Raw genomic sequence first — 25,835 nt, 5'->3', positions numbered from 1 at the left:
GGAATCACGGTAAGTGTCAGATCAGGCGCCAGCGTGGATGTGAGCAGCCCAGAGCGACGGAGTGGCAGGAAAGCCGCTGCGTACTCCGCGGATGGTGCGGTGTAGCGCGAAGGCCGCCTGGTCAGGGTCGAGAGTGCCCTTCCCTGTGCTGAGGACGGTGTAGAAAGCCGTGGTTACGGTGAAAGCGACGTGGTCGTTGATGGGCCACAAGGTGGCGACGACGTGGGGGAACCCGGCGAGTTGGAACGCCGAAGCCAGGTGGATGGCCTCATCCAGCAACTCGGTCACCCCGGTGAAAGCGGTCCTGCAGGCCGACAGATACGCCAGTCGTGCATGGTCGAGCGCCACCGGGGCGAGAGCGGAGACGGTCAAGGGGCTCGTGAGGTGATCATGTAGCAGCAGTCGGCTGTTGGATGGGTCGGCAGGGTCGCTGACACCGTGGCATGCGAAATGTGCGAACGCACAGCCGGCCAGATGCGCCAGAACAGTGGAGGTGGTGGGTACCTGATCGGGATGAAGCAACTCTCCATCGCCGGTTTCGGTCAGAACCACCGGATCCGGCAGACGTTCACGCACTTTGGCGGCTTCGATGCTCACATAGCGCAGTGCCTTCTTGCCAGGCGTCGTGGGCATCGCGACGACGAGGCCACGTTGCGGCAGTACAGGAACAGTTTCGGCGCGCTCACGCGCGTGGCGTAATGCGCTGATCGTTGGAGTGTATGACGATACGACCCTGTCCATCACTGCGCCATGCCGCAGGTCAGGCGAGCCGGTGTGGTGCCCCGCCGCATGCAAGGGCAGCAGGCTGAGGAGTCCTCCTGGCACCCACCACACCCGCGGCCAGTCACCGTCCGCCGGAGGCGGCCCGTGATATCCCAGCGCCGACAGAACAGGACCGGCGACCTCATCCCACAGCCAACCCAGAACGGCGGTGACCGTTTCGTCGGCGTCCCCTCGATCATGTTCGGGAAGACCAAGATCGGTGGCGACGCGCACGGCGTGTTGAAAGGCGTTGACCCGCGCGAGCACGGTGTCAGGAGTGAGCCCTGGCAGTTCCAGTGCGGTGATGCCGTCCGGGGCGAGCAACAGCGCGTCGCTCCGGTGGCGGCTGATGTTCAACACGATCACCGGACCGGACCCCGCCTGCTCCAGTAGCTCGTCGACAGATGGAGGAAGAGCAAAGGAACCGAAATTTTCCAAGGAGCGGATGTGGTCAAGCAGAGCGGTGAACTCATCGGCCAAACGCCGCCGATCGTCCACGACGGGTTCGACTGCGATCGTGGACCTTTGCCAGGTGACCGTCAAAGGGTTCGCAACCCTACCGGCAAGGGGCCGGTCCAATAGGTCCCTAAGTTCAACGAACCGGGTGGCGACACCGGGATGTTGCGCACGTAAATCGGTCAAGTCACTGCGAGTACGCAGGGCCTGGCTCAGCAGAATCGCCCTCGCGGCCTCCAAGAGTCGCAACGCCTTCGTAGCTCGTTGACCGGAAGACAGGCCCGGGACGGCGAGGGCCAGTGCGGCGGCATCGGCTGCGAGTCCATGAAAAGCGCCAACTGCATACTGCTGGTCAGACCGCGCGAGTCGTCTCGGCGCCACCTGCGGCAGCAATTCCACCGCACTCTCCAAAAGTGCAGCGGCCTGGCGTGGCCGGAGGGTCGCGCACAGATTCGCAGCGATCTCAGCAGCACCGATTCGCATGGACGGGGCAGCTGAGTCTATACCTACCACTTCCTCATAAGCCGATACAGCAGCGTCCAGATCCCCGTCCGTTCCGAGTCTTTCGTGACGGAACCCCAAGGCATTCCCCAAGTTGCTCAGGTACACCGCCCGGTCCGGATCGCCGGCAGAGGAGGCTTGCACCGCCTGACGACCCACCTCAACCGCCTCATCCAAATCATCCAGCACTCCGGTGCGCTCATAGCGATATCGCAGTCCTACTCCTAGATTGCTCAGGTACATCGGCCGGTCAGGATGGTCTGTAGGAGTTACCTGGACCACTTGACGCCACATGCCTACAGCCTCATTCAAAGCATCCAGCGCTCCGGTTTGTTCGGACTGCATTCGTAGCGCGTTCCCTAGATTGCTCAGGCACCTCGCCTCGTCCGGATGTCCGGGAGCGATGGCTCGCACGGCCTGGCGTCCCGATTCCACCGCCTCATCCAGATCCGCCAGAACCCCCATCCGTAAGAAACGGAGCTGCAACGCACCACCCAAATTATTCAGGTACCCCACCCGTACCGGATGATCGTCAGGAGTGACCTGTACCGCCTGACGCGCCACCTCCACCGCCTCATCCAAATCCTCCAACACCCCGATCCGCTGGAAACGAACCTGCAACGCATTACCCAAATTATTAAGATACATCGCCCGATCGGGATCGCCGAGATGAGCCAACCGCACCGCCCGACGCCCCACCTCCACCGCCTCATCCAAATGCCGCAGTGTCCCGGCGTTATCGAAACGCAACCACAGGGCGTTCCCCAGGTTACCCAGGCACCTCGCCTCGTCCGGATGTCCGGGAGCGATGGCTCGCACGGCCTGGCGTCCCGATTCCACCGCCTCATCCAGATCCGCCAGAACCCCCATCCGTAAGAAACGGAGCTGCAACGCACCACCCAAATTATTCAGGTACCCCACCCGTACCGGATGATCGTCAGGAGTGACCTGTACCGCCTGACGCGCCACCTCCACCGCCTCATCCAAATCCTCCAACACCCCGATCCGCTGGAAACGAACCTGCAACGCATTACCCAAATTATTAAGATACATCGCCCGATCGGGGTCGCCGAGATGAGCCAACCGCACCGCCCGACGCCCCACCTCCACCGCCTGATCCAAATCCCTCAACACGCCTATCCGCCCGAATCGGGCCGACAACGCGCTCCCGAGGTTGCTGAGGCGACCGGCGCTGTCGGGATGACCAGCAGGCGTGCATCGCACCGCATTATTTTTTACATTGATCGCCTCATTCAGATCCTCCAATGCTCCCATCCGCTCGAAACGGATCTGCAGCGCGTTCCCCAGATTATTGAGATACATAGCATGGTCAGGGCTGTCAGCGTGGTCCTCTACCACGGCCTGGCGCGCCGTCGAGATCGCCTCATCCAGATCCTCGATCACCCCCACACGTCCGAAACGGGTCTGCAGAGCATTCCCAAGGGTGTTCAACCGGCCCGCACGGCCAGGGTGGCCGGCCGAGGTGGCTTGCAGGGCCTGTCGTGCCACCGCGATCGCCTCGTCCAGATCCTCGATGAACCCCGTACGTTCGAAACGGCCGCGCAACGCCGTTCCCAGATTATTCAAATATACTGCCCGATCATCAATCTCTGGAGCGGCAAGTACCGCCTGACGCCCCAGGTCAATCGACTCATCAGCATCTTCCACAGTCCCCAGCCGCCGGAATTGAAGCTCCAGAGCGGCCGCCAGGTTCCCGAGGCATGCGTGACGCTCACTACTATCCTCGGGAAGGTGGTCCAGAATTCGTCGCCACAGTCGGACCACAGCCACGATCACGCCTTGATCGGACGTGTCGATCGCATGTTGCAGGCGCTCCTCGGCATAGGGAATCGCGTGATCAGCCAGAAAAGGAAGCAATACCACCGGAATCGAGCCGGTGTCGTCGACGAAACAGGGGATGAACATACGCACCGCGGCTTTCAGGTCCGCAAGGTTCTCCTCCTCTGGAGAAACAAGGTGACGGTACCAGTGCAACCAGGCCAGTAGATGCAGCGCAAGGGTTTCGTCGTCGCCGCCGCCGGTGGCCTGGAGCAGTTGACCGGCCTGCTCGACGGTGGATGCTTCCAGCAACGGCAGCGGATCCCGTGTCGACTCGAAGTGTTCCAACCGCTGTAGCAACGCCTGAAAAAGCTCTACCTTGTCGGCCATTGCCTCACCCCACTCACGACCGAACGTGAGGATAGCGCCGCCTCAAGCACACGAACAGATACTCAGATGTAGTTGCCCGCGAAGATACCAAGCCCTTGTCTGAAGAAGATCAACGAGCGGTGTCGTCGGCACTTCTGGGGCAGCCGCCGGAAAGTTCCGTCAGTCACCGTCGCCATTCGCGCTGCGCGTCACTCCGCAGGAGGCACAGCGGCTGCGTGACGAGCTGGAGGAGGTCGTGTCCCGCTGCCGCCGCGACATGCCCGGCGAGACGGCACCTGAGGGAACCGCGCGGGTGTCGCTGATCACGCACCTCCTGCCTGAGCTGCCGGAGGACGCCTGATGAGTCCGCGCGGTTCGTCACGTCCGATGGCCGGCTTGCTCGCCGCCATGGCGGTGTCGCTGACCGGCACGCGGGTGTCGGCCATCGCGCTGCCCTGGCTGGTGCTGACGACGACCGGCAGCACGGCGCAGACGGGGCTGGTGGCGTTCGCGAAGATGGCCCCGTACGTGCTGGTCAAGGGGCTGACCGGGCCGCTGGTCGATCGGGTGGGGCCACGCCACGTCTCGTGGATCGGGGACGTGGTGAGCACCGCGGCGGCCGGGGCCGTGGTCCTGTTGTACGCGCTGGGCTCGCTGCCGCTCGGCGCGCTGCTCGCGCTGGTCGCGGTGGTCGGCGCCGCCCGCGGCCCGGGGGACCTGGCCAAAGAGGTCATGGTCCCCGAGGCGGCCGAACGAGTAAGGGTGCCGCTGGAGCGCGCGACCGGACTAATGAGGTGACCGAGCGGCTGGCGCAGACTGCGGGGCCCGCGGCGGCGGATGCGGTGGTGACGCTGCTCCGGCCGCCGGCCGGCCTCGGCATCAGCGTCACCCTGCTTCGCGCTCGGCTCGGTGCTGGTCGCGTGGGCCCTGCCTCGCGACACGGGGCACCGCTTCCCCGCGTCCACGGTGAAGGAGAGCTACTGGCGGCGGTTCAGCCAGGGCCTCACGTTCCTGCGCGGCGAACCTCTCCTGCTCACCATGGTGATCATGGTCGCCGTCACCAACTTGCTCGACGCCGCGTTCAACCAGGTCCTCGTACACGTGTGGGCCAAGGAGTCCGGCGTCGTAGCGGCGTTCCCCGTAGGCGGCTTCCTCAACCCGATCCTCGGCGCGGAAGCGCTTTCGCCGAGGTGACGTCACGCAGTGTCACGGCCATATATCTTGAGCCTCGCATTCGCCGGCGGCTGCGAAGAGCGCCACGCACGCGGACACCGGATCTGCTAACCGGTCTCGCAGGAACATTCTCCTCTCAATCGGTTGAATATACGCATGTCCGACTAGTTGCACCGAACTCTATTATGGTCGATAGATATCTCGGCTTATCGAGCATCATTAAATCGATCTTTTCGCGCACATTCATCAGATAGCGATGATGTAAGCATGCGAAGGATCAGAGTTCGGTGGCGTGACCTCCTCATAGGCCTCACGGCAATCGGCATGATCACCGTGTGGGTGGTGCTCTGGCTTGTCTTCAGGCTGGAGATAGGCACTCTGGTGACCGTCGGAACGGGGATGGCCACTCTCTTCGTGGCTCTGTTGTCCCTTTCCGCCGCGCCTCAGGAAACACCCGCAGTGCGTGACGACGTCGTACAGGAGGCAAAGAAAGCTCTGCTCCGGGCGGTGAAGCGCCAGTGGGAGGAGGAGGCAAGGATCCGGGCACTGGAAGACCCTGAACCCATCACCGTCCTCTGGAAACTCGTGGCCGATCAGGATCTGGTGGATCTCCGTGGCACGATCCGGAAAGTGTCGCACGACTTCGCCGTCACCGGCGACACTCATCTGGCCTCGAGATTCGGTGACCTGCACCGGCGGCGGCTAGTCATCATCGGGGACCACGGCACCGGAAAAACCACTTTGGCCATTCAGCTGCTGCTGCAATTGCTCGAAGCCGGCGATGCCCTTGAGCGACCGGTTCCGGTTCTCATACCGGTCAACGCCTGGGACACCGTGAAATTCCCGGACCTGCATGCCTGGCTCACGGCCCGGCTGCTCCGGCACTATCCCGTGCTCGCCTCCCCGGGGTTCGGCCGCGGTACGGTAACCGAGGTGATCGAACGCGGCCATGTCATGCCCGTCCTCGACGGCCTCGATGAAATGCCGAGGGAATTCCGCGCCGCAGTGGTCAGCGCTTTGAACAAGTGGCTGTCCGGGACAGGGCAGTACGTGCTCACCAGCCGGAGAGACGAGTTCGCTGCCGCGGTCCAAGCGCAAGGTCTGCTCACGGCCGCCGCAGTGATCGCTCCGTCTCCCATCGCCCCCGCCGCGGCGGCGCGTTACCTGCGCACTTGCCTGCCACCGGAGCCCCGCCATGACTGGGAACTGGTGTGGACCGCACTCAACAATCGCACACATCCCGGATTGAGCGAACTGTGCGCCACCGCTTTCGGCCTCTGGCTGATACGAACCGTCTACGTCAAGCCGTTGAATCCGCCGTGTCCCTGGCCTTTGATCGCCCCTCACAGCGGCTCGGGTCCGGAGCTGCGCGCGCATCTGCTGGACCACATCGTCACTGCCGTCATCCAGGACCGTGCGCCGGACAGGAATCCGGATGGGCACTTCTTCCTGCCCAGACGTTCATGGGATCCCGCCGACGCACGTAGGTATCTGGGCCATCTGGCGCGTGCGATGCACGAACACAAAACGTATGACCTCGCCTGGTGGGAACTGGCCAGGACCACCGGCCCGTACGCGGACCGGCACCGCGTGAACCGGCCCGCCGCGACGCTCGGACTGGTCCTCGGGCTCACGCTCGGACTGGTCCACGGGTTCGCGGCACCTCTTGAGATCGGCCTCGTGAGCGGCCGTCAAGACTGGCTCACCATCCAGCTTTCCTCGTGGATCGTGATCGATCTCTTGACCGGCATCATGTTCGCGCTCGTGTTCGGACTGAAATTCGACACATGGAGCCGGGAGGCGCCTGGCGCCCCAGGGCTGCGACTGCGAGACGGCGTCCGCGTGTTCTCACGAACCGGCACCGCCGCCAGGCGGTGGTTCACGTTCGGCCTCGCCGGAGGTGCGGTGACCGGTCTGGTAGGGGTACTGGCGGTGACCGTTGGATCGGGTCGGCAGGCCGGAGTGGTCATCGGTACGGCACTGGGAACCGGCCTCGTCCTCGGGCTTGTCTCGGGTGTGCTGCTCGGTGCTGTGGCCGGGATGGCTCGTGGCATCATCGAGTGGCTTGAATCCCCCATGTCCACGAAGATCGTGAGTTCTCCACGTGCCGCCCTGCGTGCCGATGCCACGTTGAACGCCTCCCGCTGGCTCGCGCTCGGCCTTCTGGCGGGTCTCGTCACATGGCTTCTCGGCGCCCTGATCGCGATGCATCCTGCTTTGCGTCTCGCTCTCGCCGTCCATGGTGCCCTTCTGTACGGCATGCCGGCCGCTCTCATCTGGGGACAGCACCACGCCTGGATCGCCTACCTCCTCAGCGTCCACCGTCTGGCACGGCAGGGTAAGGCGCCAAGGCGTCTGATGGCGTTCCTGGAGGACGCTCACCGCTTGGGCCTCCTGCGCACCGCCGGACCGGTCTATCAGTTCCGCCATGCCGACATCCAGGACCATCTCGCTCTTCCGCCCCCACAGGACCAGGTTGTGACGTCCGGCCGGCCGTCACCCCGTGACGCGGAGCCGTCGGCTGATCACACGCTTCGCACCTTCGACGAGTGATGCTCCTTCGGACCACCGTCGCGTGAAACGGAGTGCCGTACGACGTTGGTGGTGACGCTCGCAGAAACCCCGGAGCTGTAAGTTTCAGTGTCAACGTGCGAACCGGTGTCATGGCGGAAGAGGTGAACCGGCCGGTCCGCGTAGCGCCGTGAACAACCTGGGTGGTGGCATCCGGAGTCTCATGGAGGGACGGAGTGGCGCCGGGGTGTGTGCGGACGTAGCGTCGCCATCACCTCGACCGGCGCGCGTCACCGTTCCCGCCTGGGCCTGCCGCGCAGGAGCGCGTCGCGGTTCCGGCGTGGCGTCCCTGGCAGCGCGTCACCGCTACGGGTGACGACGTGCCGGATCGGTGGCTTTCATGGCTTTCGGCGCGTGTTTCGGCGAACGTCGTGAGTGCCGTGTGCCGGGCTCGGTGGTCGGTTCGTGTCCGGTATGTGCGGCCTTAAGGGAGCCATCACATGACGTCCCCACGTGTCTGGCGGTACCGCGGAGTCGTGTCCGCGCTCGTGTCCGTGTTCTTGGTGGTCGTGCCGGCCGGGTTCGCGGCCGAGGCGGCGGCGTATCCGAATCCAGGGAGGGTGACGGGGGACATCAGTGTGCACGACCCGGCGGTGGTGAAGACGTCGTCGGGTACCTATCTGCTGGTGCACACCGGGGACAACCTCGCCATCAAGACGTCCACCGACCGGATCGCGTTCCGGAACGCGGGGACGGTGTTCCCCGGTGGGGCTCCGTGGACGATGACGTACACCGGGGGGAGCCGGAACCTTTGGGCTCCGGATATCTCCTACCGGAACGGCCGGTACTACCTGTACTACTCGGCGTCGACGTTCGGGTCTAATCGGTCGGCCATCTTCCTGGCGACCAGCACGACTGGGGCTTCGGGGACGTGGGCCGATCAGGGGCTGGTCATTGAGACCAGGACGTCGGACAACTACAACGCCATCGATCCGAATCTGGTCGTGGACGCGCAGGGACGGTGGTGGCTGAGCTTCGGGTCGTTCTGGTCGGGGATCAAGATGATCTCTCTGGATCCGGCGACGGGGAAGCGGTCAGGCAGTGCCTTGTACTCGATCGCGGGCCGCAACGGCGGAGCGATCGAGGCGCCGTACATCGTGCGGCGGGGGTCGTACTACTACCAGTACGTCTCGTTCGACCTGTGCTGCCGTGGCGCGTCGAGCACCTACCGGGTGATGGTCGGGAGATCCACGAGCGTCACGGGGCCGTACGTGGACCGGAACGGGGTGGCGATGACGTCCGGCGGGGGGACGGAGATCCTTTCGGGGCACGGGAGCATCCACGGGCCGGGGCATCAGGCGGTGTTCTCCGATGTGGACGCGGATGTGCTCGTGTACCACTACTACGCCGACAACGGCGCGGCTCGGCTCGGCATCAACCTCATCGCGTATGACGCGGCGGGGTGGCCGTACGTCTACTGAGGGGCCGCCGGGTGCGTCAGCGGCCCGCGTCGATGTGAGCGCCGCCGTGGCCGCACATCCGCTGAAACATTCAGGAGCCGGCCGCTCCGTTTCGGCCACCTAAGGGCCGTATCCCTGCCGGCAGGGAGACACCAGGAAGGTCAGGATTCGGGGGGGCCGACGCTTTCGCGTTGGATGAGGGTGGGGGCCACGGTGTGGCGTGCGGTGCTCGGACGGCCGGAGGTGATCTCGTCCAGCAGGACGCTGAGGCTGCGGCGGGCCACGGCGGCGAAGTCGGGGCGGATGGTGGTCAGGGGTGGGACGAGGTAGGCGGCCTCGGGGACGTCGTCGAAGCCGACGACGCTGACGTCCTCGGGGACGCGGCGGCCGCGTTGGTGCATGGCGCGCAGGATGCCGAGGGCCAGGTGGTCGTTGGCGGCGAAGATGGCGGTGACCTCCGGCATGCGGGCCAGCATCTGGCCGGTGCGGCAGCCGGCGGTGGCGGTCCAGTCGCCGCCGGGGACGACGGGGGGGACCTCGGCGCCGGCTTCGCGGAGGGCTCGCTGCCAGCCGGCGATGCGGCCGGCGCTGTCGAACCACTCGGCGGGGCCGGAGACGTGCCACACGGTGGAGTGGCCGGCCTCCAGCAGGTGGCGGGTCGCCATGGCGGCGCCTTCCTGCTGGTCGACGGTGACGAGCGCGCCGGGACGCGCGGGGTCGCCGTCGACGGTCACCAGGGGGAGGTCGATGCGCAGGTGTTCCAGCGCCTCGCCGGCCGACATGACGGGGGCGATGACGACGATGCCGGCGACCCGCTGGTCGAGGTGGCGTTCCACGGCTTCGGCGATGGAGCGCCGGTCCAGGGTGCGTACGCTGCCGACGCTCACCGCGAAGCCGGCGTCGGCCGCGGCCTGGACGAAGGCGGTGAGCAGGGACGCCGGGCCGTACAACGTGGAGTTCTGCGTGACCACGCCGAGCAGGCGTGACCGGCCGGTCGCCAGGGCCCTGGCGGCCTGGTTGGGCCGGTAGCCCAGCTCGGTGATCGCTGCGCGCACCCTGAGGCGGGTCTGCTCTCGCACGTTCGGATGGTCGTTGAGGACCCGTGACACGGTCTGGTGGGACACTCCCGCCAGCCGTGCGACGTCGGTCATCGCCGGGCCGCGTACGACCTTCTTCTCCACTCTGCCTACCTCATTCGCGCGATCTGAACCCGCCGGACTCTATTTTGACCTGGTCCGGGGCCGTCCGTGCATGGGGTAAGCCAAGTGGGACTGAAAATATTCGGTTACAGCTCGAAAATTTCGGGCCCTTCCCCCCGAGCGGGAAGGGCCCGAGACCGCACGGCGGTCAGAATCCCTGCGCCAGGCGGTAGTACGCCTGGTTGAGCCGAAGCTCGCGCACGAACGCGCGCGAGGAGGTGTCGGCGTCGATGACCAGCAGTTCCACGCCGAGCATGTCGGCGAAGTCGGTCAGTTCCTCGGTGCCGACGGCCGCCGACAGCACCGTGTGGTGTGGTGCGCCGGCGGTGAGCCATGACTCGGCCGAGGTGCGCATGTCCGGACGTGGCCGCCACACGGCGCGCGCGACGGGAAGTTTCGGCAGCGGCTGCGGCGGGGCCACCACGTCGATCTCGTTGGCGACGAGGCGGAACCGCTCCCCCATGTCGGCGAGGCCGACGACGACGGCGGGCCCCGGCTCGGCGTCGAACACCAGCCGTACCGGGTCCTCACGGCCGCCGATGCTCAGCGGGTGGATCTCGCAGGAGGGGGTGTCCGACGCGATGGTGGGACAGACCTCCAGCATGTGCGCGCCGAGAATGAGCTCCTGGCCGGGGGTGAAGTCGTAGGTGTAGTCCTCCATGAAGGACGTGCCACCCGGCAGGCCGGTGGACATCACCTTGAGGGTGCGCAGCAGCACCGAGGTCTTCCAGTCGCCTTCGCCGCCGAAGCCGTAGCCGTCGGCCATGAGGCGCTGCACGGCGAGGCCGGGGAGCTGGCGCAGCCCGCCGAGGTCCTCGAAGTTGGTGGTGAACGCGCCGAAGCCGCCGTCACGCAGGAAGCCGCGCAGGCCGAGCTCGATCCGCGCGGCGTACCGCAGCGAGTCGTGCCGCTCGCCGCCGATGCGCAGCTCAGGCGCCATGCGGTAGGTGTCCTCGTACTCCTTGACGAGGGCCGTCACGTCGGCGTCGGCGGCGGCGTCCACCGCGGCGACCAGGTCGTTGACACCGTAGGTGTTGACCGACACGCCGAACCGCAGCTGTGCCTCGACCTTGTCGCCTTCGGTGACGGCGACGTCGCGCATGTTGTCGCCGAACCGCGCGAGCTTCAGCGACCCCACCTCGGCGCGGCCGGCCGCGGCGCGGGCCCAGGCGGCGACGCGCGCGACGACCGCCGGGTCGCTGACATGGCCGGCGACGGTCTTGCGCGGCACGCCGAGCCGGGACTGGATGTACCCGAACTCACGGTCGCCGTGCGCGGCCTGGTTGAGGTTCATGAAGTCCATGTCGATGGTGCTCCACGGCAGTTCCACGTTGGCCTGCGTGTGCAGGTGCAGCAGCGGCTTGCCGAGAGCGTCCAGGCCGGCGATCCACATCTTGGCCGGGGAGAACGTGTGCATCCACGCGATGACGCCGCCGCAGTCGTCGTCCGCGGTCGCCTCAAGGCACACGCGGCGGATGGCGGCGGCGTCGGTCAGCACGGGACGCCACTCCACGGTGAACGGCAGCGCCTCACCGAGTTCGGTGGCGATGCGCTGGGACTGCTCGGCCACCTGCCGCAGCGTGTCCTCCCCGTACAATCCTTGGCTGCCGGTGAGAAACCAGAGCTTCACAGGTGACTCCTCTGTCCATAGACGTTCTGGTAGCGGTCGTACAAGTGGTCGATGTGGTGCTGTTCTATCGGGATCGGCGTGCCGAGCTGCCGTGCCACGTGGACGGTGCGCGCGACGTCCTCGCACATGACGGCGGCCTTCACGGCGGCCTTGGCGGAGCCGCCGATGGTGAACACGCCGTGGTTCTGCATCAGCAGGGCCGGTGAGCGGTGGCCGGTGAGGGTCTCCACGATGCCTTTGCCGATGTCGTCGCCGCCGATCAGCGCGAACGGGCCGACGGGGATCTCGCCGCCGAACTCGTCGGCCATGGCGGTGAGCACGCACGGGATGGCCTCGCCGCGCGCGGCCCACGCCGAGGCGTACGTCGAGTGGGTGTGCACCACGCCGTTGACCTCAGGCATGTGGCGGTACACGTACGCGTGCGCGGCGGTGTCACTGGAGGGTGCGTAGTCGCCTTCCACCAGTTCACCCTGGAGGTCGCACACGACCATCGCCTCGGGGGTCAGCTCGTCGTAGGACACGCCGCTCGGCTTGATGACGAACAGGTCCTCGCCGGGGACGCGCTCGGAGACGTTCCCGGCGGTCCAGGCCACCAGGTTGTAACGCACCAGTTCGGCGTGCAGGCGGCAGACCGTCTCCCTGGTCTCCTGGTGGATCATCTGGCGGCCTCGTTTCTGATGGCGCGGAGGCGGTGGAGCATGCCGCCGTCCGCGAAGTGGTCGTGCAGCTTGCGGTACTCGGCGTACAGCCGGTCGTAGGCGTCGGCCCGCGCGGGGTCGGGGCTGTACACGGCGGCGGTGCGCTTCCCCATCGTGGCGGCGGCCGCGGTGATGTCGGCGTACGCGCCGGCGGCGACGGCGGCGTGGATGGCCGAGCCGAGCGCGGGGCCCTGGTCGGAGCCGATGACCGACAGGGGACGGCGCAGCACGTCGGAGTAGACCTGCATCAGGAAGCGGTTCTTCAGCAGGCCGCCGGCGACGACGAACTCCTCGACCGGCACGCCTGAGGCCTCGAACGTATCCACGATGACGCGCGCGCCGAACGCGGTGGCCTCGATGAGCGCGCGGTAGATGTCCTCGGGCCGCGTCGCGAGGGTCTGGCCGACGATCACCCCGGACAGGTTGTGGTCGACGAGCACCGAGCGGTTGCCGTTGTGCCAGTCGAGCGCGACCAGGCCGTGCGCGCCGACGGGCTGCCGCTCGGCGAGAGAGGTGAGGTACTCGTGCACGCTCACCCCGAGCTCGGCGGCCTTCTCGCTGTACGACGCCGGCACGGAGGTCTCGGCGAACCAGCCGAAGATGTCCCCGACCCCCGACTGCCCCGCCTCGTACCCCCACAGGCCCGGCACGATGCCGTCGCGCACCACGCCGCACATGCCGGGAACCTCGGCCAGTTCGCCGGACGGCATGATGTGGCACGTCGAGGTCCCCATGATGGCGACCATCTGGCCCGGCCGTACGGCGTCCGCCGCGGCGGCGGTGACGTGCGCGTCGACGTTGCCGACGGCCACGGCGATGCCTTCCGGCAGGCGGGTCCACTCGGCGGCCTGCGCGGTGAGCCGGCCGGCGAGGCCGCCGAGAGGAGCGAGCTCGTGGCCGAGTTTGCCGGTGAAGTCGGCGAAGCCGGGGTTGAGCGCGGCCAGGAACTCGGCGGAGGGGTAGCCGCCGTCCTGGTACACCCCCTTGTAGCCGGCGGTGCAGACGTTGCGGGTCTCGACGCCGGCGAGCTGCCAGATGATCCAGTCGGCGGCCTCGATCCAGCGGTCGGCCAGGCCGTAGATCTCCGGGTCCTCCTCCAGCATCTGCAGGCCCTTGGCGAACTGCCATTCGGAGGAGATCTTGCCGCCGTACCGGGGCAGCCACGTCTCGCCGCGCTCGGCGGCGAGCGCGTTGATGCGGTCGGCGTGCGGCTGCGCGGCGTGGTGCTTCCACAGTTTGGGCCACGCGTGCGGCCGGTCGGGGTGGATCTCGCTGAGCGGCGTGCCGTCCGCGGTGGCCGGCAGCACGGTGCAGGCGGTGAAGTCCGTGCCGATGCCGATCACCTGGGACGCCGGGACGCCGGCGACCGCGAGGGCCTTCGGCACCGCGTTGCGCAGGACGTCGCGCCAGTCCTCGGGGGACTGCAGGGCCCAGTCGGGCCCGAGCCGCACATCGGTGCCGGGCAACCTGTCCTCGATCACCCGGTGTGCGTACTCGTGCACGGCGCTCCCCAGTTCGGCCCCGTCGGACACCCGCACGACCACCGCGCGCCCCGACAGGGTGCCGAAATCGACGCCGACGACGTACGCCTCGCTGTTAGCGTTCACAAGGCACTCCAGGGTAACCGTAGAAATGGGACATGGTCACTTTCTCTTGCTAAGACCTCGCACGCCACCCGATGAGGCGCTGCAACAGGATGAAAACCAACAAAAGAAGGCCGATAAAGATCCGGGTCCACCACGAGCTGAGCGTGCCCTCGAAACTGAGGATCGTCTGGATGAGCCCGAGCATCAGCACACCGAGCAGGGTGCCGAGCAGATATCCCGAGCCGCCGGTGAGCAGCGTGCCGCCGATGACCACCGCCGCGATGGCGTCCAGCTCCCAGCCGACGGCGTGCAGGCCGTAGCCGGACAAGGTGTAAAACGCGAACAGCAGGCCGCCGAGCGCGGAGCAGAACCCGCTGATCGTGTAGACCGCGATCTTGGTGCGAGCCACGGGAAGACCCATCAGCAGCGCCGACTGCTCGCCGCCACCCACCGCGTACACACCGCGGCCGAGCCGGGTGTAGTGCAGCACGTACATCGCGATCACCAGGACGACGAGGCCGATGATGACGCTCGGCGAGACCCACAGCTCGGGGCCGAGGTCGATCCTGGTCTGCGCGATCGAGGTGAACAGCGGGTCGGAGACGGGGATCGAGTCGGTGCTGATGGTGTAGCAGAGCCCCCGGGCCAGGAACATGCCGGCCAGCGTCACGATGAACGGCTGGATCTCGAAGTAGTGGATGATCGCCCCCATGCCGAGGCCGAGCACCGTGCCGACGGCCAGCACCACCAGCATCACCACCGGCGCGGGCCATGGCGACGGCCCCGACAGCATGCTCGCGGCGATCATCGTGGACAGCGCCACCACCGAGCCGACCGACAGGTCGATGCCGCCGGCGAGGATGACGAACGTCATGCCGATCGCGAGCACCAGCAGGAACGAGTTGTCGACCAGGACGTTCAGCAGGATCTGGCCGGTGGCGAAGCCCTCGTAGCGGATGCCTCCCGCGACGAACATCGCGATGAACAGGCAGAAGGTGACCAGCACCGGCACGTACTTGCGCGGCACCTTCGGGGCCCGCATGGGAACGGTCGTGGTGGTCACGCGTCCACCTCGTCTCTGGCGGGAACGGCGGTGGGGGCACCCGGCGCGCCGGAGGGAGGCGACGGCGGGGCCCCTCGGCCCGCGGGACGGCCGCGGCCGAACACCTTGGCACGGAAGGCCGGGGACTGCAGCAGGCAGACGGCGGTCACCACGAGCGCCTTGACCAGCAGGTTCGTCTCCGGTGGCACGCCGACCGAGTAGATCGTGGTGGTGAGCGTCTGGATGATGAGCGCGCCGAGCACCGTGCCGCTGAGCGAGAACCGGCCACCGGTGAGCGGGGTGCCGCCGATGACGACGGCGAGGATGGCGTCCAGCTCGATCCACAGGCCGGCGTTGTTGCCGTCGGCGCTGGACACGTTGGAGCTGACCATGAGCCCGGCGATGCCGGCGCACAGTGCGCAGAACACGTAGACCGTGATGACGATGCCGCGCGACCGGATCCCCGACAGCCTGCCGGCCTCGGCGTTGCCGCCGACCGATTCGATGAGCAGGCCGAGGGCGAGCCGGCGGGTCAGGAACGCGGTGAGTGCCACCAGCACGGCCACGATGATGATGCCGAACGGCAGGGTGAGCCAGTAGCCGCCGCCGATCAGCTTGTACGGCGAGCTGTTGATCGTGATGATCTGGCCGTCGGTGATGAGCTGCGCGAGCCCGCGGCCGGCGACCATGAGGATCAGGGTCGCGACGATCGGCTGGATGCCGAAGCCGGCGACCAGCACGCCGTTCCCCGCGCCGAGCACGAGGGTGAGCGCGAGCGCGACCCCGACGGCGACGAGCACGCCGCCGACGGCGTTCTGGTCGCCGAGGTCGCTGATCATCAGACAGGCCAGTGCGCCGCTGATGGAGACGACCGAGCCGACCGACAGGTCGATGCCGCCGGTGGCGATGACCAGGGTCATGCCGAGCGAGACCATGATCAGCGGCGCGCCGAACCGCACGATGTCGATGAGGCTGCCGTAGAGGTGGCCGTCCTTCATCTCGATGTTGTAGAAGCCGCGGGTCAGCAGCAGGTTGGCCAGTAACAGGCCGGCCAGCACCGCCACCGGCCAGAACAGCCGGTGGCGGGTGAGCGCGTTGACGTTCATTCGCGCGCTCCGCTCGCGATGGTCTCCATCAGTGCTCCGGTGGTGAGTGCGTCGTCGTTGGCGAGCTGCGCGACGAGCTTGCGGTCGCGCAGAACGCCGACGCGATGGCTGAGGCGCAGCACCTCTTCCAGCTCGGCCGAGATGAACAGCACGGCCATGCCGCCGTCGGACAACTCGGCGACCAGGCGCTGGATCTCGGCCTTGGCGCCGACGTCGATGCCGCGCGTCGGCTCGTCCAGGATGAGCAGGCGCGGCTCCAGGATCAGCCAGCGGGCCAGCATGACCTTCTGCTGGTTGCCGCCGCTGAGGTTCTTGATCTGCTGCTCGGGGTCGGCGGGCCGGATGTTGAGCGCGGCGATGTACTTCGCGACGAGCTCGTCCTGCTTGCGCCGGGAGATCGGCCGGGTCCAGCCGCGGGTGGCCTGCAACGCGAGCACGAGGTTCTCGCGCACGGTGAGGTCGGGGATCAGCCCTTGTCCACGCCGGTCCTCGGGGCAGAACGCGATGCCGCGCCGCACGGCCGCGCGGGGGGTGCGCAGCGCGGCGGTGTCGCCGGCGATCCGCACGTTCCCGCTGGTGGCGTGGTCGGCGCCGGCCAGCAGCCGCGCGATCTCGGTACGGCCCGAGCCGAGCAGGCCGGCGAGGCCCACCACCTCACCCTTGTGGATGGTCATGGTGAACGGCTCGACGTTGCCGGTCCGGCCGAGGTTGTGCGCCTCGACCAGCGGCTCGGACGTGCGGGCCAGCGGCCGGTCGTCCAGCCGTTCCAGCTCGGCCAGCTCGCGGCCGATCATCTTGGCGACCAGGTCGACCCGTGGCAGGTCCGCGATGCGGTACTCCCCCACCAGGCGGCCGTTGCGCAGCACCGTCACCCGGTCCGACGCCTCGTACACCTGGTCGAGGAAGTGGGTGACGAACAGGATCGCGATGCCCTGTTCCTTCAGCCGCCGCATCATGCGGAACAGCTGCGCGACCTCCCCCGCGTCCAGGCTGGAGGTCGGCTCGTCCAGGATGAGCACCTTGGCGTCGATGTCGACGGCGCGCGCGATGGCGACCATCTGGCGGATCGCCGGGGAGTACGACGACAGCGGCGCGGTGACGTCCACGTCGATGTCGAGCCGGGACAGCAGCGCCGCGGCGTCCTTGCGCACGCGGCTCCACTGGATGCGGCCGAAGCGGCGCGGCTCGCGGCCGATGTAGATGTTCTCCGCGACTGAAAGGTTGCCGCAGAGGTTGAGCTCCTGGTAGACGGTGCTGATGCCCGCCTGTTGCGCCGCGAGCGGGCCGGAGAAGGACACCGGACGGCCGTCCAGCTCGATCTCCCCCGCGTCGGTGGTGTAGACGCCGGTCAGCACCTTGATCAGTGTCGACTTGCCCGCGCCGTTCTCTCCCATGAGCGCGTGGACCTCACCCGGCAGCAGCCGGAAGTCGACCCCGTCGAGAGCCGTGACGCCGGGGAAGTACTTGCCGATGCCTCGCATGCGCAGGATCGGCGCCGGTTCGGCGGCCATGTGGCGGTCTCTCCTCTCGTGGGCCTCGGGGATGCGGCGCGGGCCGCCCGGGGTGGACGGCCCGCGTCAGTGGTGCTCAGTACTGTCGGCTGGGGAGGGCTTCCTTGGCCTGCTCCTGCGTGAAGGTGGTCTCCTCGGTGACCACCCGCGGCGGGACCTGCTCGTCGCCGACGACCTTCTTGGCCAGGTCCATCAGTTGCGGGCCGAGCAGCGGGCTGCACTCCACGATGTAGTTGATCTTCCCGTCGGCCAGGGCCTGCATCCCGTCCTTGACCGCGTCGATCGTAATGATCTTGATGTCCTTGCCCGGGACCTTCCCCGCACCCTCGATCGCCTCGATCGCACCAAGACCCATGTCATCGTTGTGCGCGAACAGCACATCGATCTTCGGCGTCGACTTCAAGAACGCCTCCATGACCTCCTTGCCCTTCGCACGCGTGAAGTCACCGGTCTGCGACGCCACGATCTCGAACTTCGGATCCGCCTTGATCACCTCACCGAACCCCGCCTTACGGTCGTTCGCCGGCGCCGACCCCGTCGTCCCCTGCAACTCCACGATCTTCACCGGATCCTTGGAGTCCTTGTACTGATCCACCAGCCACTGACCCGCCTTCTTCCCCTCCTCCACGAAATCCGACCCAAGGAAGGTCTTGTACAGACTCGTGTCCGGAGAGTCCACCGCACGGTCGGTCAGAATCACCGGAATGCTCGCGGCCTTCGCCTCCTTCAGCACCGTGTCCCACCCCGACTCCACCACCGGCGAGAACGCGATCACATCCACCTTCTGCTGGATGAACGACCGGATCGCCTTGATCTGGTTCTCCTGCTTCTGCTGAGCATCGGAGAACTTCAGATCGATCCCCGCCGCCTTCGCCGACTCCTGCACCGACTTGGTGTTCGCCGTCCGCCAGCCACTCTCCGCACCCACCTGAGAGAAGCCCATGACGATCTTCCCGTCACCGGCACCCGCACCACCGGCGCTCGCGCCGGTGTCACCACCGCCGCCGCCACCTCCGCCGCAGCCCGCGGCCGCGGCCATCGTCACCGCCGCTAAGACCAGCGCGGAGAGCCTCGTCATCCTCATGGTCGGTCCTTTCCTCGGCACGGGGCCCGCGCGGCGCGTCCCCGTGATCATTTGCTTCGGTGATTCATGTCAGGGCCGAGGTACTGGCCCTCGGCACGAACTCAGGAGGGACGACGAGACGCTCGCGGGGGTACGACCCGGAGCCCTCGATGCGCCTGAGGAGCACCTCGATGCTGCTGCGGCCCACCGCGCCGAAGTCCTGGCGGACCGTGGTGAGCGGTGGGGAGAAGTACGCCGACTCGGGGATGTCGTCGAAGCCGACCACGCTGACCTGCTCGGGGACGCGCACCCCCTCCTCGCTGAACGCGCGCAGCACGCCGAGCGCCATCTGGTCGTTGGAGACGAACACCGCCGTCAGCCCGGACTCCCGGGCCAGCAGCCGGCCGGCCTGGTAACCCGAGCGCGGGCTCCAGTCGCCGGGCAGCGGCTCGGGGACGGTACGGCCGGCCGCTTCGAGAGCGGCACGCCAGCCCTCGGCACGGCCTTCGGCCTCCAGCCAGTCCGACGGACCTCCGACGTGCCACACGGTGCGGTGGCCGAGGCCGAGCAGGTGCTCGGTCGCGAGCCGCGCACCGGCGATCTGGTCGACGCACACCACCGGCACGTCTCCCTCGTGGCCGCCTTCCACCGCCACCGCGGGAAGGTCCCGCGGCAGGTCGGCGAGCGCGCTCGCCGCCGAACGCTGCGGCGCCACCACAACCACGCCGTCCACGCTCTGCCCCGCCAGGTAGTCGAGCGCGTCACGCACCCCTGCCTGGTCGATGGTGCGCAGCGACACGATGCTGACGAAGTACCCCGCCGCCCTCGCGGCCTGCTCGATTCCGTACACGGTGCTCGCGGGCCCGTACAGAGCGGTGTCGAAGCTGACCACCCCGAGGGTGCGCGAGTGCCGGGTGACCAAGGCGCGGGCCAGCAGGTTACGGCGGTAGCCGAGCCGGTCGATGGCCGCCAGCACCCGCGCGCGGGTCTCGGCGCGCACGTTGGGATGATCGTTGAGCACACGCGAGACGGTCTGGTGCGACACGCCCGCGGCTCTGGCGACATCGGCCATCACCGGTGGGTGACGTGCCGGCTGGGTTCCCAACGTGCTGCTCCTCTCCTGGCCTGAGCATGACTGTGAACGCTAACAACCAGGAGCGTCAAGTATCCGTCCATTACGGTCAGGTCACGCTGAAACACCCGGTCAATCCCCCGTTGATCCCAGCGACACATGTTGTTAGCGTCACAGGCGCAACTTTGGCGCGCTGAGATCGCACCGGCGGTGCGCGCGGCGGCTCAGGAGCGGGTGAGGCGGACCACGTTCCACGACACAGGAGGAAGGGTGAGCTCCAGGGTTTCGCCGGAGAGGCGGGTCCCGGGGTTGGGCCGGGGGACGACGGCTTCGGGGGTGTCGGCGGTGTTGCGCGCGTAGGGGTCGGGGCCGGACAGGGTCGTGGATTCGGCGAGGCGGGGGGTGCCGAGGCCGCGCAGGTGGGTGGTGAGGGTCAGGGGCTGGGTGGTGGAACGGTTCACGGCGAACAGGGTGGTGGCGCCGGTCTCCTCGTCGTGGGTGGCCACGGCGTCGAGGACGGGGACCTCGCCGAAGCGCTCGGTGCCGTGGAGGGGGGAGGCCGGCTCGGTGCGCAGGACGTGGCCGCCGGCGTGGCGGGAGGCCTGAGCGAAGGGGTGGAAGGTGGTCTGGCGCCAGGCCCGGCCGCCGGGCTCGGTCATGATCGGGGCGATGACGTTGACGAGCTGGGCCAGGCAGGCCGCGGTGACGCGGTCGCTGTGGCGCAGCAGCGAGATGAGCAGGCCGCCGAGCGTCACGGCGTCGGCGAGATGGTAGTGGTCCTCCAGCAGCGGTGGCGCCTCGGGCCAGTCCCGCGGGGGCTCGGCCCCCTGGAAGCGGGACATGTACCAGACGTTCCACTCGTCGAACGAGATGTCGATCTTCTTCTTGCTCTTCAGGCGCGCGCCGACGGCGTCGGCGGTGGCGACCACCGAGTCGATGAAGTGGTCCATGTCGACGGCGGAGGCCAGGAACGAGGCGAGGTCGCCGTCATGTTCCTCGTAGTAGGCGTGGCAGGAGACGAAGTCGACCAGGTCGTAGGTCTCCTCCAGCACCGTGGACTCCCAGGCGCCGAAGGTCTCCATGCCGGAGCCCGAGCTGCCGCAGGCCACCAGTTCGAGACCGGGGACCATCATGCGCATGGCGCGCGCGGTCTCGGCGGCCAGGCGGCCGTACTCGTGCGCGGTCTTGTGGCCGATCTGCCAGGGGCCGTCCATCTCGTTGCCGAGGCACCACATCGTGATGCCGTGCGGCTCCTTGGCGCCGTTGGCGACACGCATGTCGGACAGGCGGGTGCCGGACTCGACGGAGCAGTACTCCAGCAGGTCGAGGGCCTCGGCGATGCCGCGGGTGCCGAGGTTGACGGCCAGCATGGGCTCCACGCCGGCCGCGCGGGTCCAGGTGACGAACTCGTCCAGTCCGAACTGGTTGGACTCGGTGCTGTGCCAGGCGAGGTCCAGCCTGCGGGGCCGCCGGTCGCGCGGGCCGACGCCGTCCTCCCAGCGGTACCCGGACACGAAGTTGCCGCCGGGGTAGCGAGCGGTGGTGACGCCGAGCTCCCTGACCAGGTCCAGCACGTCGCGCCGGAAGCCGTTCTCGTCGGCCGAGGGATGGCCCGGCTCGTACACGCCGGTGTAGACGCAGCGTCCGAGGTGTTCGATGAAGGTCCCGAACGTGCGCCGCCGGACGGGGGCCACCCGGAACGCCGGGTCCAGGGTGAGGTGCGCGGTCAGCACGATGCTTCTCCTCGGATATGACACGCGGCGAGGGTCGCCAGACATGGGAAGAATGCCGCTTTTGTCGCGAACACTTCGGTTTGCTCACACATGCTTGACCGGAGTGTTGACGGTGCACCGATGCCGGGTCAATACCCCGCCGTACGTCCACCGGCCGTCCACGCAGGTCGGCCCGGCCGAAAAAGAAGGGCCGTGGCCCGGCGACCAAGCCGGGCCACGGCCCTCACATGCCTTCGCCCCGTCCGGGAACGGGGCCGCGGCTCAGCCCTCGGTCCAGCCGTGGCCGTGCGCGAGCTCCACCACCGCCGTGCGCACGCGCACGATCTGCTCGGCCGTCATGGAGGGCACCGCCGCCAGGATGGCCTCGGTCACCTCGTGGGACAGCTCGCGCACCGAAAGGACGTCGCAGAAGCCGGGGTCACCCGCCGGCCGGTCCGTGTCACGGGGCAGCGCCGGAACCGGCGGCATCGGCGACACCTGGGACACCGGCGGGACGTGCGGCACGGTGCCACCTCCAGGACGCTCCAGCAGACGGACCCGGGACGCCTTCGGGCCCTTTCCGCCGTTCTCCAGCATGAATTCGACCCGCGAGTCGACCGTGATGAGACGCTTGTCGCCGTTCAGATCATTGACGTGCATGAAGACGTCCTCGCCTCCCGTGTCGGGGGCGATGAACCCGTAACCGCGGAATTCGTCGAAGCTGATGACTCTACCAGTTACCATGACCACACCTAACGGAACCACGTTCCCCTGTGCGGGGAACCCCAACCAGGTAGGACGCGCCGGCACCGGCCGGCGACGCCGCCTATTCCAGCGATCCTCTTCGCCATTCGCACCGCCGGGATCCGCCGCCTCGCGGCGTCTCCCCACCCTCCGGTCACGACGGGCCGGAAACGGCTTTCAACCGGCTCATGGCGTTTAAGCACCGACTTCAAGGTAAATTATTGTACCGCGCTATCCCGGGCCTCCGTTCCGACGCACCCTTGTCCGCCTCGGCACGCAGACACCCCACGGCCGGTGCGGGAGTGTGACCACCTGACCGCGGCGCCGACCCCCTGCCCGAGCCTCGCCCCCTCACACCCCGGCACACCTCCCAGGATACGCGCCTCCTCGCTTTCTTGACCGCCGCCGGCTCATATCGCCGCAGTCCGGCGGCCGTCCACGGCGTGCCGCGGGTCAGACCGGCAGACCTTCGGAAAGAAGCGTCAGCGCCTCGTCGACGAGGTCGGCCAGCGGCGTGCGGCCATCGCACTCGACCCAGGTGACCATGACCGGCAGCAGCGCGCCGAGCACGGAGCCGGCGAAGACGCGCACCGCGGGACTGCGCGGGTCGGCACCGGCGCGCTCGGCGGCCACGCCGGCGAGCACGTCCATCATGGACAGCAGGTTCTCCAGGGTGCGGGCCCGCGCCGCCGGTACGGCCATGGCGAGCCGCACGCGCGTCAGCGCGGACTCAAGGTCGGCGTCACCGGCCTCCTCGGTGACGGCGCGGAACGCGGCCCGCAGCGCGGCCAGCGGCGGCAGATGCGACGGCTGAGCGCGGAACGCCTCGGCGAGCAGCGGGTCGTACTCGTCCCGCAGCAGCAGGTCCTCCTTGGTGGGGAAGTACCGGAAGAACGTGCTCGGCGAGACCTCGGCGGCCTCCGCGATGCGCTCCACAGTGGTGTTGTCGTAACCGTGCTCGGCGAACAGGCGGAGCGCGTGGTCCTGGATCGCGCGGCGGGTCCTGGCCTTCTTACGCTCACGCAGGCCCGCGGCGGCCGGACCGGTGGCCCCGGCAGGCGAGGGTGCGCTCATCCCGGCCGACTATACCCGCGCGGCGGCGCACCACAGGGCAGGGCCGCACACGGGCTGGGGACGTACCACGACCCACGAAGCAGGCGAGGCTCGCGCGGCCCGGGACGTGCGGCGGCCGCTGGCTATAGTGAGCACGGTGATCGCCATGGACCCCTCGATCAAGCGGCACCGCACCGCGGACGTCACCCTCACCCTCACCTCCCCCGACGGCACGCCGCTGGCCGGCCGCGAGGTGGTCGTGGCGCAGCGGGACCACAGGTTCCTGTTCGGCTGCATCGGGTTCGGCCTCATCCCCCACATCAACGGCGAGACCTCCGGCGAGGAGGCCGAGGCGGCCGAGCGGGAGGCGGAGCGCTGGCTGGAGCTGTTCAACTTCGCGACGCTGCCGTTCTACTGGGGTGGCTTCGAGCCGGTGCGCGGCCGTCCCGACACGGCGCGGGTGCTCGCCGCGGCGCGGTGGTTCGCCGAGCGCGGGTGCGTCGTGAAGGGCCACCCGCTGGCGTGGCACACCGTGACCGCGGACTGGCTGCTGGAGCTGTCCACCGAGGACGTCGCGCGCGCGCAGGTGGCCCGCATCGTCAGGGAGACCACGGACTTCGCCGGTGTCGTCGACATGTGGGACGTCATCAACGAGGTCGTCATCATGCCGATCTTCGACAAGTACGACAACGGCGTCACGCGGCTGTGCCGCGCCGTCGGCCGCATCCCGATGATCCGCATGGTGTTCGACGCGGCCCGTGAGGCGAACCCGCGCGCCACGCTGCTGCTCAACGACTTCGACATGTCGGCGGCGTACGAGTGCCTCATCGAAGGCGTGCTGGAGGCCGGCATCAGGATCGACGCGCTCGGCCTGCAGAGCCACATGCACCAGGGCTACTGGGGTGAGGAGAAGACCCTCGCCACCATCGACCGTTTCGCCAGGTACGGCCTGCCGATCCACTTCACCGAGACCACCCTGCTGTCCGGCCACCTGATGCCCCCCGAGATCGTGGACCTGAACGACTACCAGATCCCCGAATGGCCGAGCACCCCCGACGGCGAGGCCCGCCAGGCCGACGAGATGACCCGCCACTACACCACCCTGCTGTCCCACCCCGCCGTACAGGCCATCACCTACTGGGGCATGTCCGACAAGGGAAGCTGGCTCGGCGCTCCCGGCGGGTTCCTCCGCGCCGACGGCACCCCGAAGCCGTCCTACGACGCGCTCCACAACCTGGTCAAAGGCACCTGGTGGCTCCCCCCGACCACACTCACCACCGACGACCAGGGCCGCCTGTCCTTCACCGGCTTCCTCGGCGCCTACGACCTGACCACCGGCACCGCCACGACCACCTTCCAGGTCGACACCCCCGGCGAGATCGCCATGACCCTCACCGGCTGACCTCGCGCCGGTCAGCGCAGGGTGCGCAGGCAGGTCGTGCCGGGGTAGTGGTGGTCGTCGCTCACCGACCGCGTGCTGCGCGCGGGGCAGTCCTCGGCGACACGAGCGCTGGCCACGACTTCGGCCCAGGCCGATCGGGACGAGCAGGAGACCTCGTCCAGCCCGCCGAAGATCAGGCCGCCGAGCTGGGTGGACAGAGTGGCGGGCTTGCGGAAGCAGGTGCCGTTGTCGTACTTGGCACCGAGTTCGGTGGCGGTGTCGCCGGGGCCGGCGCACACGACGGGGTGCGTGGGGTGCGTGCGGCGGTGCGCGTAGTGGTAGTCCAGGAAGCCACGGGAGTCCTTGCACTGGGACTTCTTCTTGTACAGGCCCCACACCCGGCCGGGGCCGCGCGCGTCGGCGCACGCGCGTTCCCTCACGTCCCCCTCGTCGGAGACGAGCACGCAGTCCCCCGCGACAAGGACACCGCCGCCTTTGCCGCGTGCCGCCGGATGCGGATCGGCGAGGTTGCGCACGCACGCCGTCCGCGGCTCGCCGAGCCCGGCCGGCGTGTCCACGAAACCGTCGGTGTCGCGGGGACAGCGCTGCTCACCGTCCCCCCGGTCCACCAGTCGCAGGATCCGCGCGCCTCCCTGCTCGCACCTCACCTGGCGCACCGTCTCGGGGGACCCGCCGCTCGACGGCGCGAGCGACCCGCCGGCCAGCGCCGTCACGTCCAGGCAGTCCCCCTCCGTCCACGGGACCGGCGACGGCGACGGGCTCACCGCCTGGCTCGGCGGGGTCACCGCAGGCGTGGCACCGGGGGCCGCCGCCACCGGCTCCTCGTCCCCGCCGGTCCGCATGACGACGATCACGACGACCAGAAGCGCTATGACGCCGAGCAGCGACCCCACCAGTACCCGGTTGACCATCCATCCGCTCCCGCCTGGACGATTCTGGTCAACATTCTGCGGGGCCCTCGCCTCCGCCGCGCGCGGAACGGAGACATTTCTTCATGTCCGCGCGC

19 protein-coding genes are annotated in these 25,835 nt (G+C 68.2%); 5 read left to right on the top strand and 14 right to left on the bottom strand.

The window, feature by feature from the left end:
- Positions 1–21: 21 nt before the first annotated feature.
- Positions 22–3,888 (bottom strand): CHAT domain-containing protein, encoded by a 3,867-nt coding sequence (locus BJ992_RS15895; protein ID WP_184981732.1) that lies wholly within the window; start codon positions 3,886–3,888, stop codon positions 22–24.
- 339 nt (positions 3,889–4,227) lie between these two features.
- On the opposite strand from BJ992_RS15895, the gene BJ992_RS32170 reads away from it, so the two are divergent.
- From BJ992_RS32170 to BJ992_RS15880, 4 genes are all read left to right on the top strand, one after another.
- Positions 4,228–4,665, top strand: coding sequence for an MFS transporter (locus tag BJ992_RS32170; RefSeq protein ID WP_221474837.1), 438 nt, complete (start codon positions 4,228–4,230; stop codon positions 4,663–4,665).
- Positions 4,666–4,776: 111 nt separating this feature from the next.
- Positions 4,777–5,061 carry a hypothetical protein gene (locus BJ992_RS32165; protein ID WP_221474836.1) on the top strand — a complete coding sequence of 95 codons (285 nt, stop codon included), beginning with the start codon at positions 4,777–4,779 and terminating at the stop codon, positions 5,059–5,061.
- 303 nt (positions 5,062–5,364) lie between these two features.
- Complete coding sequence (locus BJ992_RS15885; protein ID WP_184981730.1) at positions 5,365–7,593, top strand: NACHT domain-containing protein; 2,229 nt, start codon at positions 5,365–5,367, stop codon at positions 7,591–7,593.
- Positions 7,594–8,051: 458 nt separating this feature from the next.
- The gene (locus BJ992_RS15880) at positions 8,052–9,032 is read left to right on the top strand and encodes an arabinan endo-1,5-alpha-L-arabinosidase (protein WP_184981728.1); all 981 of its coding nucleotides are present in this window, start codon (positions 8,052–8,054) and stop codon (positions 9,030–9,032) included.
- A gap of 140 nt (positions 9,033–9,172) precedes the next feature.
- Here BJ992_RS15880 and BJ992_RS15875 read toward each other — a convergent pair whose 3' ends face one another.
- The 12 genes from BJ992_RS15875 to BJ992_RS15820 form a co-directional block, all read right to left on the bottom strand.
- Entirely contained in the window at positions 9,173–10,162 is a 990-nt protein-coding gene (locus tag BJ992_RS15875; protein ID WP_184988213.1) for a LacI family DNA-binding transcriptional regulator, read from the bottom strand.
- A gap of 196 nt (positions 10,163–10,358) precedes the next feature.
- Positions 10,359–11,840, bottom strand: a complete 1,482-nt coding sequence (gene araA, locus BJ992_RS15870) for an L-arabinose isomerase (protein WP_184981726.1) — start codon at positions 11,838–11,840, stop codon at positions 10,359–10,361.
- Positions 11,837–12,499 (bottom strand): L-ribulose-5-phosphate 4-epimerase, encoded by a 663-nt coding sequence (locus BJ992_RS15865; protein ID WP_184981724.1) that lies wholly within the window; start codon positions 12,497–12,499, stop codon positions 11,837–11,839. The genes araA and BJ992_RS15865 overlap by 4 nt, the downstream gene beginning before the upstream one ends.
- Positions 12,496–14,145, bottom strand: coding sequence for a ribulokinase (gene araB / locus BJ992_RS15860; RefSeq protein ID WP_184981722.1), 1,650 nt, complete (start codon positions 14,143–14,145; stop codon positions 12,496–12,498). The genes BJ992_RS15865 and araB overlap by 4 nt, the downstream gene beginning before the upstream one ends.
- A gap of 49 nt (positions 14,146–14,194) precedes the next feature.
- Complete coding sequence (gene yjfF, locus BJ992_RS15855; RefSeq protein ID WP_343072682.1) at positions 14,195–15,187, bottom strand: galactofuranose ABC transporter, permease protein YjfF; 993 nt, start codon at positions 15,185–15,187, stop codon at positions 14,195–14,197.
- Entirely contained in the window at positions 15,184–16,272 is a 1,089-nt protein-coding gene (locus tag BJ992_RS15850) for an ABC transporter permease (protein WP_184981720.1), read from the bottom strand. The genes yjfF and BJ992_RS15850 overlap by 4 nt, the downstream gene beginning before the upstream one ends.
- Positions 16,269–17,783, bottom strand: coding sequence for a sugar ABC transporter ATP-binding protein (locus BJ992_RS15845; protein ID WP_246496662.1), 1,515 nt, complete (start codon positions 17,781–17,783; stop codon positions 16,269–16,271). The genes BJ992_RS15850 and BJ992_RS15845 overlap by 4 nt, the downstream gene beginning before the upstream one ends.
- A gap of 76 nt (positions 17,784–17,859) precedes the next feature.
- On the bottom strand, positions 17,860–18,867 hold the full coding sequence (locus tag BJ992_RS15840) for an ABC transporter substrate-binding protein (protein ID WP_246496661.1): 1,008 nt from the start codon (positions 18,865–18,867) through the stop codon (positions 17,860–17,862).
- Positions 18,868–18,931: 64 nt separating this feature from the next.
- The gene (locus tag BJ992_RS15835; RefSeq protein WP_184988201.1) at positions 18,932–19,918 is read right to left on the bottom strand and encodes a LacI family DNA-binding transcriptional regulator; all 987 of its coding nucleotides are present in this window, start codon (positions 19,916–19,918) and stop codon (positions 18,932–18,934) included.
- A 224-nt stretch (positions 19,919–20,142) separates the two neighbouring features.
- Positions 20,143–21,651 (bottom strand): arabinosylfuranosidase ArfA, encoded by a 1,509-nt coding sequence (gene arfA, locus BJ992_RS15830; protein ID WP_184981718.1) that lies wholly within the window; start codon positions 21,649–21,651, stop codon positions 20,143–20,145.
- Positions 21,652–21,912: 261 nt separating this feature from the next.
- Positions 21,913–22,374, bottom strand: a complete 462-nt coding sequence (locus BJ992_RS15825) for a cold-shock protein (protein WP_184981716.1) — start codon at positions 22,372–22,374, stop codon at positions 21,913–21,915.
- Between the two features lie 453 nt (positions 22,375–22,827).
- Complete coding sequence (locus BJ992_RS15820) at positions 22,828–23,448, bottom strand: acyl-CoA-like ligand-binding transcription factor (RefSeq protein WP_184981714.1); 621 nt, start codon at positions 23,446–23,448, stop codon at positions 22,828–22,830.
- 145 nt (positions 23,449–23,593) lie between these two features.
- Here BJ992_RS15820 and BJ992_RS15815 point away from each other — a divergent pair, with 145 nt between their 5' ends.
- Positions 23,594–24,829: an endo-1,4-beta-xylanase gene (locus BJ992_RS15815; protein ID WP_184988198.1), complete on the top strand. Its 1,236-nt coding sequence runs from the start codon at positions 23,594–23,596 to the stop codon at positions 24,827–24,829.
- A gap of 11 nt (positions 24,830–24,840) precedes the next feature.
- Here the strand turns inward: BJ992_RS15815 and BJ992_RS15810 are convergent, their stop codons facing one another.
- Complete coding sequence (locus BJ992_RS15810; protein ID WP_184981712.1) at positions 24,841–25,740, bottom strand: hypothetical protein; 900 nt, start codon at positions 25,738–25,740, stop codon at positions 24,841–24,843.
- Between the last annotated feature and the right edge of the window lie 95 nt (positions 25,741–25,835).

The organism is Sphaerisporangium rubeum (assembly GCF_014207705.1).
Taxonomy (GTDB): Bacteria; Actinomycetota; Actinomycetes; order Streptosporangiales; family Streptosporangiaceae; genus Sphaerisporangium; species Sphaerisporangium rubeum.
Note: the sequence above shows the minus strand (reverse complement) of the source record. Positions and strands in the feature narration are given on the sequence as shown.